The sequence below is a fragment of the Pseudoalteromonas sp. CO325X genome (assembly GCF_004208955.1).
In the GTDB taxonomy this organism is placed as follows: domain Bacteria; phylum Pseudomonadota; class Gammaproteobacteria; order Enterobacterales; family Alteromonadaceae; genus Pseudoalteromonas; species Pseudoalteromonas ruthenica.
Genome location: NZ_SGPG01000030.1, coordinates 18,974 through 34,692, shown reverse-complemented (window position 1 = coordinate 34,692; position 15,719 = coordinate 18,974). Strand labels below are relative to the sequence as shown.

Genomic DNA, 15,719 nt, shown 5'->3' with positions numbered 1-15,719 from the left:
TGGCGGAGTGGACGGGACTCGAACCCGCGACCCCCGGCGTGACAGGCCGGTATTCTAACCAACTGAACTACCACTCCGCGATATCCAAACTGCCAGAAGCTCTGCCCTGACAGCGGCGTGAATGATACGAATCACCCCTTGGTGAGTCAATAGTTTTTTTGAATTTTTAGGGCTTTTTTAGTCATCTGACATCGAAAGGTTTAAAATTTCACCTGATTTATCACTTTTTGAGCCATTTTTATCTGAGTTAGCTTCAGAGCTGTTTGTTTCTTGCTCATCACTTTGGGCACTTTTTTTCTTCCAGAACAATAAATTAATATTGCCTAAAAGTGGCTTTTTTTGCACCAACACGCGAATGGCTGCCCATCCAGCGAGCAAAATAAACACATTCCCTAACACCACTAAGCTGTAGAATAACGCATTGCTCATCGCACTTGGCTGATCACTTTGCTCTGCCAATTCGGTAGGCCCTTGGCTCACCGGGGGCGCTATTTCTTCGACCTTTTCTATGGGCCGAGCAATGGCAAATTCATAATCAGGCAGGGCTGCCATAAACTCACGGCCATTGCTGTTCGTGCCGTATAGCTCTATTTGCAGCGAATAACGCCCCCATTCGTAATTGCTAATGGTGATCACGCGCGTGTTGTCTTGCTCAGCTGGCAATGAAAAGGCTTGTTCATCGTTATTGGGATAAAAGATCTTTCCTTGGAGCAACACCGATTGCGGATCGAGTAGCTGCTCATCGAGGGTAATGTGTAACTCGTGGCTTTCGCCTTTGGCTCCCTCATGAAGCTCATAGGTGAGCGGCGGCTCTTTGACCACCACTGGCTCTTGCACCACTTTACGTTGGATGATGGGTGTGGTCAGGGCTATCTCTGGCCGCCACTGCCCGGCGGCAAAATCAAGACGAAACTCCCCCGTGAAAATCGCATCACCCGGGCGCTCATCAAAACCTCGGCCATCATCTTTAAAGTTGGCAACATGCTCTGTGCGGGCACCAAAGTTACTATATTCATTATTATTAGTACTAACGAAATCAACTTGCATGTTAATGACATCACGGAAGCGGCCAATTTTCACCTGCTCACCATCATTTAACACCTTCCCCGTCAGTTTAATAATTTCGCCACGAAAAAGCAGAGGGGGAAGTTCATCAACTTGAAGAGAGATATCGCCGATAACCATAATACGGCTGTCCGGCAAGATTTGCCCAACCACTTGCCAAGGCCCTGGCATCGGTTTGTTGAGCACGATTAAGTCATAGCCGAGCTCATCATGCCATTGTAGATTGTCGTCATTGAGTGAGTGGGTGGCATAAATTTTACTGCCATCTGGGCGCACCAACACAACGGCGGGTGAGCCTTGGCGGCGAAAAAAGAGCAGCGTAATCTTGTCAACATCGTGGTCAATCCGAAAGCGGTTATCCAACAGCGGGATTTCATTGCCCTCGGCCAATACGGTCAGCTTTTCCTGCTCATCGCCCAGTGCCGGCGCACTGACACCGACACCAAGTAGCAGCACCATACTGATGAGAATTAATTTTGCCATCACCACCCTTTTCACCTTTTATCTCTACTGAGTGCGCCACAAACAATGACCGCCCTCTTTCTCTACCAAGTCTAAACGCTGCTCATGTGCCGCCAACTCTTGTTCGTCAGCACGCAGCACCGTTAAGGCAGGTCTATCTGGGTTTAAACGAATGATGTCACCATCGTCGCCTTGGTTTTGCTGTTCATTATGTTGCGCCAAATTAAGTTTCTTCTGACCGCCGGTCATCGCTAAGTAGACGTCAGCAAGAATCTCAGAATCCAGTAATGCGCCGTGCAACGTTCGCTTTGCATTATCAATATCATAACGGCGGCAAAGCGCATCGAGGTTATTCTTTTGTCCAGGATGCATTTCCCGGGCCATGGTTAAAGTGTCGAGTACTTGGCACACCTGCTCAGTATTAGGGTAGCCTCGATTCAGCATGGCAAATTCGTGATCCATAAAGCCCACATCGAACGGGGCATTATGAATAACGAGTTCTGCACCACGGATATAGTCAAGAAACTCATCGGCTATTTGGTGGTATAGCGGTTTATCTTGCAAAAACTCGTTGGTGATCCCGTGCACGTCGATGGCCTCGTCTTCGATGTCGCGCTGGGGATTAATGTAAACATGAAAATTGTTACCGGTTAGCCGGCGGTTGATCAACTCCACACAACCAATCTCAATAATGCGGTGCCCCTCTTTCGGGCTAATGCCTGTAGTTTCGGTATCAAGCACTATTTGTCTTTGCGCCATATCAGTTTACGCTCATATTTGCTATCTTTGCTGCTTCGTTCATTGTACATAATAACAAGGTAAAGCGTGCAAAAAAGCGTAGAAATTTATACCGATGGCTCGTGTTTGGGGAATCCTGGTCCTGGGGGATACGGTGTTCTTATGCGTTACGGAAAGCACGAGAAAACGCTAAGTCAGGGGTATCAAACCACGACCAATAACCGCATGGAATTACTCGCTGCAATTGTCGCTTTGGAATCGCTCACCCGCCCCTGTGACATTGTCCTTACTACCGACAGCCAATATGTAAAACAAGGCATAGAAAGCTGGTTAGCGAATTGGAAAAAACGCGGCTGGCGTACCGCCAGCAAGCAACCGGTTAAAAATGTTGATTTATGGCAGCGCCTTGACGAGGCTTGCCAACGCCACACCATCGATTGGCGCTGGGTTAAAGGCCACAGCGGGCATAAAGAAAATGACATCGTCGATGAGCTCGCACGCACTGCCGCAACCAGCGCATCGTTGTTGGAAGACACCGGCTATCAACCAACAGATTGACGGTGTTGAGGCACCCACCTTGTCCCTCTTTACAGACGCCGACATATGATATAAGTTTGGGTTATATCATATACCTAAAGCGGATTAACTATGTCTCTCACCGTGGTGCCTTTTTATCATTCTCCTAGTCACACGTTAAGTTATGTGCTGTTTTGTCCAACCACGCGACATGCAGCGTTGATTGATGCGGTCGCAGATTACGATGCGGCAACAGACACACTGAGTTTTGCCAGTGCTGATATCATTATCCGCTACCTTGAACGCCACCAATTAACACTTAAATGGCTCATTGAAACACATGTGCACGCCGACCACTTCAGTGCATGTAACTACGTTGGTGAGCAATGTGGTGGGCAAACGGTGGTCAGTCAACATATCCGCAATGTGCAAAAAACACTTAAACCCATATACCAACTAGCATGTGCCACTAATGGCGAGCAATTTGATAAGCAAGTCAATGATGGCGACCGTCTACCCTTAGGCGATTACGAGCTCAAGGTACTTGCAACACCTGGGCACACTCCAGATGGCATTAGCATTTACGTTGATGGCCATGTGTTTATTGGCGATACCTTGTTTATGCCCGATTCTGGGAGCGCGCGCTGTGACTTTCCTAAAGGCAGTGCTGAACAGCTCTACCATTCAATCCAAAAGTTGTTATCTCTACCCAGTGACACTAAGGTGTGGGTGTGTCACGACTATCAACCTGAGGGGCGAGCTTTAGACTACCACAGCACCATTGGCTGTCAGCGTGAACAAAACGTGCATTTACAACAATCAGCACCTCAGTTTATCGCACAGCGTCAGCAACGTGATGCCACCCTCAATAAGCCTAAGTTAATGGATAAAGCTGTGCCGTTTAATCTTCAGGGTGCGCGCGTCGTTGCCGCCGACTCACCTCAACGCCTTTAATAGCAGGTTTAAAACTTGGCCGTGCGTGCCATTTAGGCTTAATGGGAGTCAGGGGTGTCACCCGCTTACGTGCCACCAGCATATACACACTGCCCATGGGTTTTAAATATTGACGGCAAAAACTGCGCCAGCGGGCAAAGCGCGATAAACGCGAGCCTCGTGCCAATGAAGCATGTAAAAAGCGCTCATCGGCTATCAGCTCAAAGCCCAATAGGTCGAGCCAGTCTTTGACTCGGGAAGGGGTAAAGAAGCGCCCGCTCCAAGGAAGTTTTTGACGGCTAAATGGGATCAAGCTAGCAGCGCCACAAAAGCTAAACGGATTGAAGCCGGTAATAACAATGTAACCACCGGCGATCAGTGTGCGATGGGCCTCACGCAAAATATGATGGGGGTCGCTGTTATATTCCAAACACAGGCTCAGAATACACGCATCCACACTGCCTTCATAGAAAGGAAGCTCATCGACTTCGGCAAGTACGCCAGCTTGTTGTGAGCGCGCTGCCACCCCAACTTGATGCTTTATGGGGCTCGCGGATGTATCTAGCTGTACACTCAGATCGCCTATTTTTAACAGATGATAACCGAACATGCGCTCTAACCACGGCTGCATCTTACGTTCTACGTCATTTTGCAAGTAGTCACCATGAGGAAACTGCTGCCAGGTATAGGGCGCAGGATGTTGTTGAAAGCTTAGTGCTGGTTTCACAGATTTAGCTCGTTATACTAAGGGGCATAAGTTAACGATATAGAGCTATTCGCTATGGTGCAAGTCGACGCAATCAACGCCTTTAATGATAATTATATTTGGGCCCTGGTGCACCCCACCAAACCTCACGTTTATGTAGTCGATCCCGGGGATGCTGAACCCGTAATGCGCTACCTCGAACAGCATGACTACCAGCTGGCGGGGATACTAGTTACTCATCACCATTGGGATCACACTACAGGTGTCGCCGCACTGAAACAAGCCTACCCAGAGGCGCCGGTGTACGGACCACAGAATAGCCCATTTACGGGCATCGAGCACACGCTCGCAGATGGCGATAACATTGACGTATTTGGGCTCAATTTCTTAGTGCGTGCCACCCCGGGGCATACCCTTGATCATATCAGCTATATCAATGAGCAGTTGGTCTTTTGTGGGGATACATTGTTCAGTGGAGGATGTGGCCGCCTATTCGAAGGCACGCCAGAGCAAATGTGGCAATCAATGCAAACCTTCCTTACCCTGAGCGACGATACCTTGGTGTATTGCACGCACGAATATACTCAGGCAAACATGGCCTTTGCCTCAGCAGCGCAACCTGAGGATGCAGAGGTGCAGCGCTACACAAACAAAGTCAATGCATTACGTGAGCAACAACAGATGACCCTCCCTAGCACTATCGGGCAGGAAAAACGCATCAACCCTTTCCTTCGTGCCGATAAAATATCGCCACAAGCACTCCCTGGGGCATATCGACCCGCTACCAGCGGTGAACCCAGTGCAATATTTGCAGGTCTTCGTGCTTGGAAGGACAATTTCTGAGTCTCTAACTGCGGTACAATTGCACAAAATTTGTAGGATCTCATCAATTTTTGCTAGTATGCGCCGCAGTTTTGCCCAAAGATTAACAGTTCATGAATAAACATATACTCATCGCAGCGGTGTTAACTGCGTTTTTAAGTGGTTGCCAAACCACCTCTAGGGATGTTCCCATCACTAAACTCCCTAGCAATACTGCGTCACCGCAAGAGATAAGCGATGCGCTAACAATCGACACCCTAGGCGGCGATGAGATAGTTGAACAGCTAGAAGAAGCACCTGTATTTGACGATGTCTGGGAGCGGATCCGCTATCAGCTCTCAATAGAAGTTCCGCAAAATCGTCCTGTGGTTGCTGAGCGTAATTACTATGCACGCCATCAAGCTTATATGGATCGCATTGCCAAGCGTGCCGAGCCTTACTTATATTACATTGTTGAGGAAGTCGAAAAACGTAAAATGCCGATGGAGATTGCGCTGCTGCCGATTGTCGAGAGTGCTTTCGACCCTTACGGTTATTCTCACCGCAGTGCCAGTGGCATTTGGCAGTTTATGCCACAAACGGGCAAACGCTTTGGCTTAAAACAAAACTGGTGGTACGACGGGCGTCGCGATATTGCCGAGTCAACCCGCGCCGCGTTGGATTATCTTTCTTATTTGCATAAAACCCTTGAAGGCGACTGGCTAAACGCAATTGCTGCCTATAATTCCGGTGAAGGGCGAGTCATGCGAGCCATTAAGAAAAATCGCCGTAAGCACCTGCCTACCGATTTCTGGTCACTTGATCTGCCACGGGAAACCACCGCCTATGTGCCAAAACTATTGGCACTGGCAGACCTACTTAAACGCCATGATGAGTTTGGCATTAAGTGGAACAAAATAGTTAATGCCCAAGTGATTGACCGTGTCGATGTTGGCTCACAGATTGACTTAGCTTTAGCAGCAGAAATGGCAGGTATTTCACTTTCCGAACTATATCGCCTCAACCCGGCATTCAACCGCTGGGCCACCGATCCACAGGGACCACATCACTTACTATTGCCGCTTGATAGCATCACGCCATTCAAACAACAATTAGCGTCGGCGAAGTTGCAAGACCGCTTACGTTGGCAACAGTATGAAGTGGCTGCGGGCGATAGCTTATCGGTGATCGCTAAAAAGTTTAATACCAGTGTTGGCGCTATTCGCACTTTAAACGCATTAGAGTCAAGCACCATACGCGCAGGGCAAACGCTAATGGTGCCTTTATCTGACAAGGCGGCCTCGCACTTACCAGAAAAAGTGCGTTTAGCGGTCAATGGTACGACATCACTAACACGTAGCCATACCGTAAAGTCCGGCGATACACTGTGGGATCTCAGCCGTGAGTACAACGTCACCGTAGCACAGCTAAAAGCCTGGAATAATCTTGGTAACAACGCCATGTTACGGTTAGGGCAAAAACTAAAAATTCGCCAATCCACAGGCCAAGCGCTACCGCAAACGACCAACCGCACCATTACCTACAAGGTTCGTCGCGGTGACTCACTATCACGCATTGCTAAACAATTCGGGCTGCGCGTTGGCGACATTCGCAAATGGAATAACTTAAACGGTAAAAAGTACCTCTACCCTGGGCAAAAGCTCAAACTCATCGTGGCTGTAAAACGCGGCTAAGAAAAGCGCTCATAGAGAGCGCTTGTTTTTCGACATTATGCTACTTGGCTATTGCACCAGCAAACTGAGCCAACCAAGGTTGCGCCACCGGCTCGGGATCAAAGTCCTCTAGGGCATCAATATCTAAGCGTGGCAGCAGCGGTTTGCCTTGCAGCTCCATCAACAGCTCTTCAACTTGCTTTCCCGCGCCACAAAAAGTATCGCCATAACTGCTATCACCCATGGCAATGACCGCAAACGGGGTGCCGCCTAATAAAGGAAACTGGCTCTGCAAAGCAACAAACAGTGGCATGAGGTTATCGGGAATATCCCCTTGCCCTGTGGTCGATGTGATCACTAATATATATTCGCTGTTGCTCACATCTTCCACTTGCGGGTTATCGATCACTGTGGCTTCATGGCCGTGCTTTTGTAGCTGCTCCTCGGCACTGTCGGCTAGACGCTCCGCACCGCCATAGACACTGCCGTAAAAAATATTAATCTTGGCCATTTAAAACTCCTTCGCATAATAAGCTTGCTCACACACTGGCCACCCGAGGCGCTCGAAAACGGCGAGTGCGTGTTCACCTAGTGGTGCGTTAATGTGAATCAATTGTTCGCTGTAAGGATGCCCAAAGTACACATCGGTTGCAAACAGCATTAGCCGCGAAACCTCGAAGTGCTCGGCAAAAAAGTGATTTTGCGTATTATCACCGTGATTTACATCGTTAATCAAAGGGTGGTTAATGCCCTTCATATGGCGACGTATCTGATGCTTACGCCCTGTTTTAGGCCAACACTCCACCAGCGAATAACGAACACTGGGAAACTTTCCTAAGGCGATAGGCAGGCTTGCTTGCAACAAGCAACGTATATCAGTGCGCGCTGATTGTGCTGGCTTGTCTTGTTGCGCGTATTTATCGGCAATTTTATCTAGTTTTTCCTTTAGCGGCCTGTCGATACATTGCTGCTCAGGGGCAAAACCTCTGACTAACGCAAGATAACGTTTGCGCATCCCTCCTTCACTGAACAGCTGTCCTGCACGATTGGCGGCGGCACTGCTAAGCGCAAACAATAATACACCGGATGTGGGTCTGTCTAAGCGATGCAGTGGATACACATGTTGACCGATTTGATCGCGCAGCATTTGCATTGCAAATTGGGTTTCATGCTTATCCAAAAAAGAGCGATGAACCAGTAGTCCCGACGGTTTATTAATAGCGATGTAGTGCTCATCACGATATAGAATATCGAGCGGCTTTACTGGTGCAACATTTACCGAATCTGTTAAGTCGTTCACTCTCCCCCTCCGAGAGTAATATCTATGCGCTTAAGCACTGTGTGCAATTGCGCATACTGCCCTGACCAATAGACCTCAGCCATGGGGGTTAAAGCTATAGCCGAAGGCAGAGGATGTTTTGCGTGTATTAGGGCACGCATTTTGGGAATAAAGACGAACTGCAACCATTGTTCGAACCTCAGGGTATCAACACAAAAAGGTTGGCTGGATTGCAATAAATGCTCAGCAACGGGCTTATCTTGCCATAAGCCTGCATTAGCTAATTCACCTTGCAACTGCGTGAGCAATTGAGTGATGGAATACGACATAACACGGTTATTGCGGTAACTTCAAAAACGCTATATTAGCATTTCTCTTGGGTTGATGACGCAATATGCCTATAATTTGCGGAATTTTATTTTCTAGGAGCCGCGTATGAGCGACAACATCGCCACACTGGCACAATTATTAGATGCCGCCGGCACCACATGGCGTGTATTTGACATTGGTCGTCGGGTGCAAAAAATAGATAAAGCAACCTTTGCTGATATTGAGTCGACAACTATTCCTTATCCATATCCACTGGCACAGCATGCGCTACTGGCGATTCAGTTTTGGGACCCAAAAGCATCGAGTGAGCCTTATGTGTGGTTTTTGAAAATGCCGTTGGATGAGCAAAGTAAGCTGGTAGCAGCGAGTCGTGACCATTTTGCCAATATGGTGCTAGAAGCCATTGGCACATCGTTAACCGGGGCTGAGGGTGAGCAAAGCAAACTCGATAATAACCCTTATGTATTTACTCCCAATGCCAATAAGCGTGCCGCTTTCAATGCCCGTATCAAAGTAGAGTTACGGCAAAGCGCATCTCAGTACTATGAGCATGCACAGCTATATTTGAGTGGTAAGTTGGGCTGGCAAGACTGGCAAAGCGTCGCTGTGCAGGGCCTTGCCGATTTTGCTGCGCGCATTGACCATCAAGGTAATGAAGCCCTGCTGTGCCAAGCATGGTCGCAGTTACCTGCACAAGTACGCCAACCTCTCGCTGCCCAGCTCGAAAATAGTGAGCTAGGTACTGAAGCAGCGCAAACCCTACTCACAAGTATCAATCAAGCGATTCAACATCAGGATAAAGCGCTACTTATTGATGCGCTTCGAGCCATCAGCAGTGCACGCGCAGTGGGGCTGGTTGAGCAAGCGCTAGGGCAAGTAATGAACAGTGATTACGGCCAGGATGCTGACATATGCCAGGTCATCGCTGGGCGACTTTGGGCTTATTTAGAAGCACCGCAAACCTTAGCACAGTTCTTAGAGCACTGCTGTCGAATAGACTCTGAGCAGCCATTGTTCGCCAGTATTTTTGCCGACTTAGTTGCAATCCCAATGTTGCGCCCTCATGTATTAGCTATGTTACGGTCTGAGCAGCGTTCTGATGCGCTTTCTCGTGCAATTGGTGGGTTATTTTCGTCGTGAAAACCTTATGGATTCTGCTGCTGTGTGGTGGCGTGATAGCGTTGTTTTGGTATCGCCGTAAAGTGGCAGAAACTGCGCGGTTACATGCTCAGCGTCAAGCTGAACAATTAGGCGTGCAATTTGTTAGTGTTGCTTGCAAACAGTGGCGTTTAGCGATTTTAAGTAATGGTAAGCTTGGGATCCGCAGCCGCTTCATGTTTGAGTTTTCCAGTGACGGCGAAACCTTGTACGAGGGAGAGTTGTGGATGGAGAATGAACGTTTACGTAAGGCCGATATCCCACCGCACAGAATCTAAAAAAACTAAGGCGTGACTGTAAGTCACGCCCTAATCTGCATCATCCTTGCGCGGTATCCATCACCGCTGACCTTAAGGTCGTCCCTTTTGCTTTCCTTGCTCGATTACCCTATCTAACCGATGCACATCCTGTGCTTTGTTCCTTGCTTCATCCTGAAGTGTTCCTCTTGCCTCCTTGGCTATTCCTAGGCATCCCGCCTTCCCTGCACGTCCTGTGCTCCTGTCCTTTAACGGCGTCCGTTACCGTCTATTCCATTACTATTCCTGCATTACTTTGCGTGGTTGGCCTACATCCGTTCCTTAGCCAAGTGCATCCTGCACTGTTGTCGTCCTGACAATGATAAGTTTAGAGAAAAGCCAAAAAGATGCAGCAAGTGCTTTGCAAAAAGTTTTATTGCAATAATGTAGAAACAGTGAAGCAGCCTATATAAATCAATAGGTTAAACTTATTATAGAGCTAAAGGTAGGGACATATTCATCGTTAAACCCACACCAATGTGAGAGATCTCTCACATTGAAATTTCCATTAAACGCAATGTGGACTTTTTTTAAATAACAACTCTCCACTGACTTTGCTAAATTGCAATGTTTGCATGGTCTCAAAACCGTGGTTAGCAAAGAAAGTTTGATGCTGAGACTGCGTAACAAACACAGCAAGTCCTTGCGTTTCGTTATCTTCCTCAACAAGATTATCAAGGCCTTTAAGGAGGTAGTGACCATAACCTTGGCGTTGATAGTGGGGATCCACCGCAATAAAGGCTAAAAATAAGTAGCGCCCCATCGTTTTTAAGGCGTTGCGAATGGTCTTTTCCTTTTCAATGAGCTGCTGAGTCGTCAAATAACCAGCACTGAGCATCAGTTTCAGTCGCCAGTGCCAATAGCGATTCGCCTGCATGCTGGCGTCAGATTGAAATACACAAGCAATGGCACGCAGAGCATCATCAACATACAAGCCAACTAATGGTTGTTTGGCCTGCCAAAAACTGTGTAGCTCTTCACGGATGAGCGCACGTAACTTTTTTTCATACTCTTGGGTTTTACTGCTCTCGGCGCTGAATATTTCTCGCATTAGCGGGTCGTCATGATAAGCCTGATAAATCAGGCTCGCAGCCACATTCAAATCTTCCGGAGTAAGATACCTAACTTTATAGTCGCCGAGCATGGTATTTCCTTGTTATCGTTGTTGTTCTATAGTTAACCATAGCCTTTTATGAGCACAATGGAAACATTATATGGATACCTCAAAACATACGATGACGACCCTTTTTCAACAGCTCGGCCTGCCCAGCAGCGATGAGCAAATTGAACAATTTGTGACTGACCACAAATTAAGCCCTGAGCTCAAACTCGCTGATGCGCCGTTTTGGTCACAGGCGCAGCGCCACTTTATTACAGAATCTTTGGAACAAGATGCGGATTGGTGCGAATTAATTGACGAGTTAGACGCCCAGCTAAGGCATTAATACAGCGATAAAGCTCGCCCAAGACAGGTGTGGTTCATACTTTCTTCGTTAATATTGAACATCCAAAATTAGGGTCCTTGCGGCCCTTTGCTTTATACTGTTCAGCGATTAAAAAGAAGGAATCCATTTGTATGAACCCTGTGGTTTTTGACGCCATCAAAGCCTTATTAGCACAAAACAAAACACCTACCGTAGCAATGACCAAAGCGATGCTCAAAGAGCCCGTGCCGATGCCAATGATTATTGCCGCTGTAAGCCAATATAAAAATAACCCCGAGGCATTCAAAAACATGGTCATAGAGCCACAATTGCCGAATAACGAACAAAAGTCGACACAACTTGATCGCATTGAGGAAAAACTTGATAAACTACTCGCTTTGCTCGAGAACTCAAAATAGAGAATGTTTGTTGTAGACCTCACTTTTGACTGTTACCAAGACACCCAACTCAGCGCTGCCGAACAGGCGATAAATCAGACGGTGGTGGCGCTTCGAGCCAATGGCCAAATCATCGGCGATGAATTTCCAACCGTATTGAAAGAAGGCTTCTTCGTGACTCGGGTAATGTGCCCAGAAGAGGACTCATTGCACCCGCTCAACCACAGTCCGTTTGTGAAGTTTGCGCTCGATAAGTTAAACGATGCCGGGTTGTTAGCGCCCAAAGTCAAGGTTATAGGGCAAGATATTCACGCCAATAGTGCAGATAACTGCGCTGCACCGAGCAGTTACATTCTCTACACCACCTATTTGCATACGTGCAGCCCGTTGTATTGTGGTGATGATTTTTTACCGGTGCCGCTGTATCACATTCCTGCTATCGCCAACGGCGATTACAAGACACTGATAAAATGGCAAGAAGACTGGCAGGCATGCGATCAAATCCAAATTAATGGTGCAACACGCTGCGAATTTGCGGCGCTGCATGAGATCAGCGCCTTTGATAGCGACCTGACTCGTCGCGGCTTGGACTTGGCAAAGCGGATCCGTTATCTAACCAAAAAGCCAGTCTACTATTACTTGTACCGTGTCGGTGGTGAGAGCCTGACAGCCGAGCAACAACGTCGCTGCCCAAGCTGCGATGGTCATTGGCATCTAGCAGAGCCATGGTTTGGATTGTTCGACTTTCGCTGTGAACAATGTCAGTTGGTATCTAATATTTCCTGGGATCACCAATAGTGTTTACAGCACGTCTAATTGCTGTAACAACGAGCTGATATCATCCGCCAAAACATGGTGCGGTTCTTTACCGACATATTCTAAGCAGACTGCACCATCGTTCAATCGCACGCTCAGCAACAAATCATCCTGCTCAGTCAGGCCAATAAACACGGTGTCTTGCTGCTTTAACCGGCGTTTCATTAATACATGACCGGTTATATTTTGCTGTAAGCGTACAAAGTCGTCCTCGTTCCAAGGTAAAAGGAGCTCCACGCCATGACCGTCGATGCTCGCCGGCAGATTACCACTGTAGTAGCTGCCAAATAATTCGCTCAGTTGTTGTGGGAAAGGCACTTCCAGGGCTGCTGCCAATTCATTTAAGTCAGCACTGGGGGTACGCTCATGAATTTGCCATTGAACTTGCTGCTGTTGTTCAGTGCCGGCAATGGCTGCAGGGCTTGGCGAGTCCGGGTCGAAAAACGCCAGCGGGTTACGGCCATACTGTTGTTGCTCGTTGCTAATGTGTGCCTGTAAACAGCGCTGAAGTTCTGTGCTTACGCTCATGCATGCCTCAAATAATTTAGGTATAATTACGCCATATTGTAACGCCAAATAGCACAGCATGACAGATTACAGCAACGCCCCAGAGTTAAAAGCCAGCCTACTCGGCAAGGCAACTGAGTATAAAGACAGCTACGATCCATCCCTACTTTATCCCATAGCACGCAAGCTTAATCGTGATGATTTGCAAATAGATGAGCGTGCCCTGCCCTTTAAAGGGGAGGATATTTGGACCGGTTACGAGTTATCGTGGCTTAATCCTAAAGGCAAACCACAGGTCGCGGTGGCCACCTTTACTTTCCCTTGTCAAAGCCCGGATATTATTGAGTCTAAGTCGTTTAAGTTGTACTTGAACAGCTTCAACCAAAGCCGGTTTGAGAGTATCCAAGCAGTGCAGCAAACCATGGCCAAAGACTTAAGTGCGGCGACCCAAAGTGACGTGCAAGTAACACTGTATGGCCCTGAGGATTATCAGCACTTCGCAGCCACTGCGTTACCAGGTCAGTGCATTGACGAGCTCGATATCACCGTCGATACCTATGAGTTGACACCAAGCTTACTGCGCCTAGCCGACGATGCGCAGCAAGTTGAACAAACCCTGCATAGTCACTTATTGAAGTCTAATTGCTTGATCACCTCACAACCCGATTGGGCGAGCGTGGTCATACGCTACCAAGGCCCGGCTCTTTGTCATGAATCGCTGCTGCGTTACCTGATTTCATTTCGCAGCCACAACGAGTTTCACGAGCAGTGTGTAGAGCGCATTTTTACCGATATTATGGCCTGTGCGCCCATGCAGTCCCTAGAGGTCTATGCCCGCTACACTCGCCGTGGCGGCCTGGATATTAACCCTTACCGCGCCACGCACAGCGATAAAACCTTATTTGACGTGCGCATTAACCGCCAATAATCGTCGGTACATTCATGGCGCAGGTATCAATATAATCAGGCGTGGTCACAAACCACGCCTCGGGGCGATTTTTACGCGCTGCAACGAGCGCTGCAAAGCTGTGTGAGTCGGTGCGCATTACTTTAATTACCGGGCGCTGCTTGGCAGGCAGTTGATCGGCAAATTGGATATCAACAATTGGGTTAAAAGGCTGTCCTGGCTTTGGCGAGCGCTGCAGCTGCTGTATATGAGCCATGCCCGCAAGTACGCGACCAAATACGCTAATGTTCTTATCCAAGTAACGCGGTGCCTGACCAAGCACTACAAAAAATTCACTGGTTGCGCTGTCGACTCCATTGCCCCGTGCCATACCTAATGCGCCAGGACAGTGAATTTGCCACGTTTGTGTGCCCTGCTTATTTTGGCCGACGGCAAAGCCATTAATAAAGCCACTGCGCGCGCTGTAACCATCATCTTCATTGATGACGATATCTAACGGCCGCACTGTTTCGCTGTGACTGACAAACTCGTTTTCCAGCGCCGGCACATCCGTGTCTTTGTCTCCAGCGCCGCCTTGGGCAACAAAGCCCTCGACAAAACGATACATACTCAGCCCACGATAGAAGCCTTGGCCAGCTAATGAGCGCAAGCGCTCAACATGCGCCGGCGCCAGCTCTGGATTTACCTCTAGATACACTATCCCTGTCGCTAAGGTAATCATCATTAGGTTTGCATCAGTAACGGCTCGCCATTCGCTGGCATTGGCGTTATCAATAATAGTTGTAGGAGAGGGGTTGTCGTCTGCACTGGTAGTCGCGCTTAAAAATAAGCTCACAACTATAAGTAGGCGTGTGATCATTGGCGAGTTCCTTGTTTATTGTTATACCAATAATGAGAAATATGTAACGGTGCTGAGGCGGGTAATAACGGATTGGTCAAGCGAATATAATTGCGTGTTGCCAGTTCCGCCGCATCAATATTGGGGACTAAATGGGTGTGCAGTAAGCGCTCTATGGTGCCATCTGAAAATAAGCTTCGCAGCGCCGAGCTCAGCAATTGGTGGCGCTGTTTATCACCTTTTGCAACAAACAAGTACACCGCCGACGGGTAATAAAAGACATTGTGTTTGTCGTATATCAGCCCCTTAGGCAGTGATTGGGGGTCAAATGCTGTGAGCTCCTCAGGCAGAAAGTCGAAGCGGCCTTTTCTCAGCATATCGTAATGAGACGATGATTTAGAAAATGCATCCACCGTGAAACCGTTACGGCTGAACACGTTGGCATCTGGCCAATCTTCACTTAGACCCACTCGTAATGATGAAAAATCGCTTATATATTTTTTTTGCGCCAGGATATCGGGATTATCAGAGCGCACTAGCGCAATGCGATAACCCAGTAACCCTTTGGCTATTGGGATTAAAATCGCCCACCCTTGTTGCTCTCGCTGCTGCGAAGTCACACCCCAGAATAAATCAATACCGTGCTCATCCCCCAACAGTTGAATCGCTCGTTGCTGTGATGGCAGATGGTCAACATACTGGTATGTGACCTGCTTTTGGTGCAAACACTCAATGCGCTCAGCTAGTTTAGTAAATAATGCCTGCATATAAGGATGATCGGCCTGGGCGACACGCATCGTCACCGACTGCTGCGCACCACACTCGCATATCACCAGTAATAAAGACAATGCCCATAGCCAGCATTTAAACAT

At 48.1% G+C, this 15,719-nt stretch carries 20 protein-coding genes and 1 tRNA gene; 10 read left to right on the top strand and 11 right to left on the bottom strand.

The window, feature by feature from the left end; genetic code table 11:
• The 3 genes from EXT46_RS15570 to dnaQ all read right to left on the bottom strand — a co-directional run bounded on the left by EXT46_RS15570 (position 1) and on the right by dnaQ (position 2,286).
• Positions 1–77, bottom strand: a tRNA-Asp gene (locus EXT46_RS15570).
• A 100-nt stretch (positions 78–177) separates the two neighbouring features.
• Complete coding sequence (locus EXT46_RS15565) at positions 178–1,548, bottom strand: TIGR03503 family protein (protein ID WP_130148401.1); 1,371 nt, start codon at positions 1,546–1,548, stop codon at positions 178–180.
• 24 nt (positions 1,549–1,572) lie between these two features.
• Positions 1,573–2,286, bottom strand: a complete 714-nt coding sequence (gene dnaQ / locus EXT46_RS15560) for a DNA polymerase III subunit epsilon (protein ID WP_022946716.1) — start codon at positions 2,284–2,286, stop codon at positions 1,573–1,575.
• A 66-nt stretch (positions 2,287–2,352) separates the two neighbouring features.
• On the opposite strand from dnaQ, the gene rnhA reads away from it, so the two are divergent.
• Positions 2,353–2,823, top strand: a complete 471-nt coding sequence (gene rnhA / locus EXT46_RS15555) for a ribonuclease HI (protein WP_130148399.1) — start codon at positions 2,353–2,355, stop codon at positions 2,821–2,823.
• Positions 2,824–2,913: 90 nt separating this feature from the next.
• A complete protein-coding gene (locus tag EXT46_RS15550; RefSeq protein ID WP_130148397.1) occupies positions 2,914–3,735 on the top strand; it encodes an MBL fold metallo-hydrolase in 822 nt (273 codons plus the stop codon).
• On the opposite strand, the gene EXT46_RS15545 is transcribed toward EXT46_RS15550, so the two are convergent.
• On the bottom strand, positions 3,683–4,441 hold the full coding sequence (locus EXT46_RS15545) for a class I SAM-dependent methyltransferase (protein WP_130148395.1): 759 nt from the start codon (positions 4,439–4,441) through the stop codon (positions 3,683–3,685). The two genes, EXT46_RS15550 and EXT46_RS15545, sit on opposite strands and share 53 nt — an antisense overlap.
• A 54-nt stretch (positions 4,442–4,495) precedes the next feature.
• Here EXT46_RS15545 and gloB point away from each other — a divergent pair, with 54 nt between their 5' ends.
• Positions 4,496–5,263 carry a hydroxyacylglutathione hydrolase gene (gloB, locus tag EXT46_RS15540; RefSeq protein ID WP_130148393.1) on the top strand — a complete coding sequence of 256 codons (768 nt, stop codon included), beginning with the start codon at positions 4,496–4,498 and terminating at the stop codon, positions 5,261–5,263.
• Between the two features lie 92 nt (positions 5,264–5,355).
• Positions 5,356–6,915 carry a LysM peptidoglycan-binding domain-containing protein gene (locus EXT46_RS15535; protein ID WP_130148391.1) on the top strand — a complete coding sequence of 520 codons (1,560 nt, stop codon included), beginning with the start codon at positions 5,356–5,358 and terminating at the stop codon, positions 6,913–6,915.
• 40 nt (positions 6,916–6,955) lie between these two features.
• Here the strand turns inward: EXT46_RS15535 and EXT46_RS15530 are convergent, their stop codons facing one another.
• The 3 genes from EXT46_RS15530 to EXT46_RS15520 are packed head-to-tail and all read right to left on the bottom strand — an operon-like array spanning position 6,956 to position 8,502.
• The gene (locus EXT46_RS15530; RefSeq protein ID WP_130148389.1) at positions 6,956–7,405 is read right to left on the bottom strand and encodes a flavodoxin; all 450 of its coding nucleotides are present in this window, start codon (positions 7,403–7,405) and stop codon (positions 6,956–6,958) included.
• Positions 7,406–8,194, bottom strand: coding sequence for a tRNA pseudouridine(65) synthase TruC (gene truC / locus EXT46_RS15525; RefSeq protein WP_130148387.1), 789 nt, complete (start codon positions 8,192–8,194; stop codon positions 7,406–7,408).
• Positions 8,191–8,502 carry a YqcC family protein gene (locus EXT46_RS15520; protein ID WP_130148385.1) on the bottom strand — a complete coding sequence of 104 codons (312 nt, stop codon included), beginning with the start codon at positions 8,500–8,502 and terminating at the stop codon, positions 8,191–8,193. The genes truC and EXT46_RS15520 overlap by 4 nt, the downstream gene beginning before the upstream one ends.
• Before the next feature lie 106 nt (positions 8,503–8,608).
• Here EXT46_RS15520 and EXT46_RS15515 point away from each other — a divergent pair, with 106 nt between their 5' ends.
• On the top strand, positions 8,609–9,643 hold the full coding sequence (locus EXT46_RS15515) for a DUF3549 family protein (protein WP_130148383.1): 1,035 nt from the start codon (positions 8,609–8,611) through the stop codon (positions 9,641–9,643).
• Positions 9,640–9,939: a DUF3301 domain-containing protein gene (locus tag EXT46_RS15510; RefSeq protein WP_022946706.1), complete on the top strand. Its 300-nt coding sequence runs from the start codon at positions 9,640–9,642 to the stop codon at positions 9,937–9,939. Before EXT46_RS15515 ends, EXT46_RS15510 begins: the two co-directional genes overlap by 4 nt.
• A gap of 526 nt (positions 9,940–10,465) precedes the next feature.
• Here the strand turns inward: EXT46_RS15510 and EXT46_RS15505 are convergent.
• A complete protein-coding gene (locus EXT46_RS15505; RefSeq protein ID WP_130148381.1) occupies positions 10,466–11,101 on the bottom strand; it encodes a GNAT family N-acetyltransferase in 636 nt (211 codons plus the stop codon).
• Positions 11,102–11,171: 70 nt separating this feature from the next.
• Between EXT46_RS15505 and EXT46_RS15500 the strand changes: the two genes are divergently transcribed.
• From EXT46_RS15500 to EXT46_RS15490, 3 genes are all read left to right on the top strand, one after another.
• Complete coding sequence (locus EXT46_RS15500; protein ID WP_022946704.1) at positions 11,172–11,402, top strand: DUF2789 domain-containing protein; 231 nt, start codon at positions 11,172–11,174, stop codon at positions 11,400–11,402.
• A 131-nt stretch (positions 11,403–11,533) separates the two neighbouring features.
• Positions 11,534–11,800, top strand: coding sequence for a hypothetical protein (locus EXT46_RS15495; protein ID WP_022946703.1), 267 nt, complete (start codon positions 11,534–11,536; stop codon positions 11,798–11,800).
• Between the two features lie 3 nt (positions 11,801–11,803).
• Positions 11,804–12,577: a Zn-ribbon-containing protein gene (locus EXT46_RS15490; protein WP_022946702.1), complete on the top strand. Its 774-nt coding sequence runs from the start codon at positions 11,804–11,806 to the stop codon at positions 12,575–12,577.
• A 3-nt stretch (positions 12,578–12,580) separates the two neighbouring features.
• On the opposite strand, the gene syd is transcribed toward EXT46_RS15490, so the two are convergent.
• A complete protein-coding gene (syd, locus tag EXT46_RS15485) occupies positions 12,581–13,123 on the bottom strand; it encodes a SecY-interacting protein (RefSeq protein ID WP_130148379.1) in 543 nt (180 codons plus the stop codon).
• Positions 13,124–13,181: 58 nt separating this feature from the next.
• On the opposite strand from syd, the gene queF reads away from it, so the two are divergent.
• Positions 13,182–14,030 (top strand): NADPH-dependent 7-cyano-7-deazaguanine reductase QueF, encoded by an 849-nt coding sequence (gene queF, locus EXT46_RS15480; RefSeq protein WP_130148377.1) that lies wholly within the window; start codon positions 13,182–13,184, stop codon positions 14,028–14,030.
• On the opposite strand, the gene EXT46_RS15475 is transcribed toward queF, so the two are convergent.
• Both EXT46_RS15475 and EXT46_RS15470 read right to left on the bottom strand, forming a co-directional pair.
• Positions 14,017–14,868: a peptidylprolyl isomerase gene (locus EXT46_RS15475; RefSeq protein WP_130148366.1), complete on the bottom strand. Its 852-nt coding sequence runs from the start codon at positions 14,866–14,868 to the stop codon at positions 14,017–14,019. The two genes, queF and EXT46_RS15475, sit on opposite strands and share 14 nt — an antisense overlap.
• Complete coding sequence (locus EXT46_RS15470; protein ID WP_130148364.1) at positions 14,865–15,719, bottom strand: hypothetical protein; 855 nt, start codon at positions 15,717–15,719, stop codon at positions 14,865–14,867. The genes EXT46_RS15475 and EXT46_RS15470 overlap by 4 nt, the downstream gene beginning before the upstream one ends.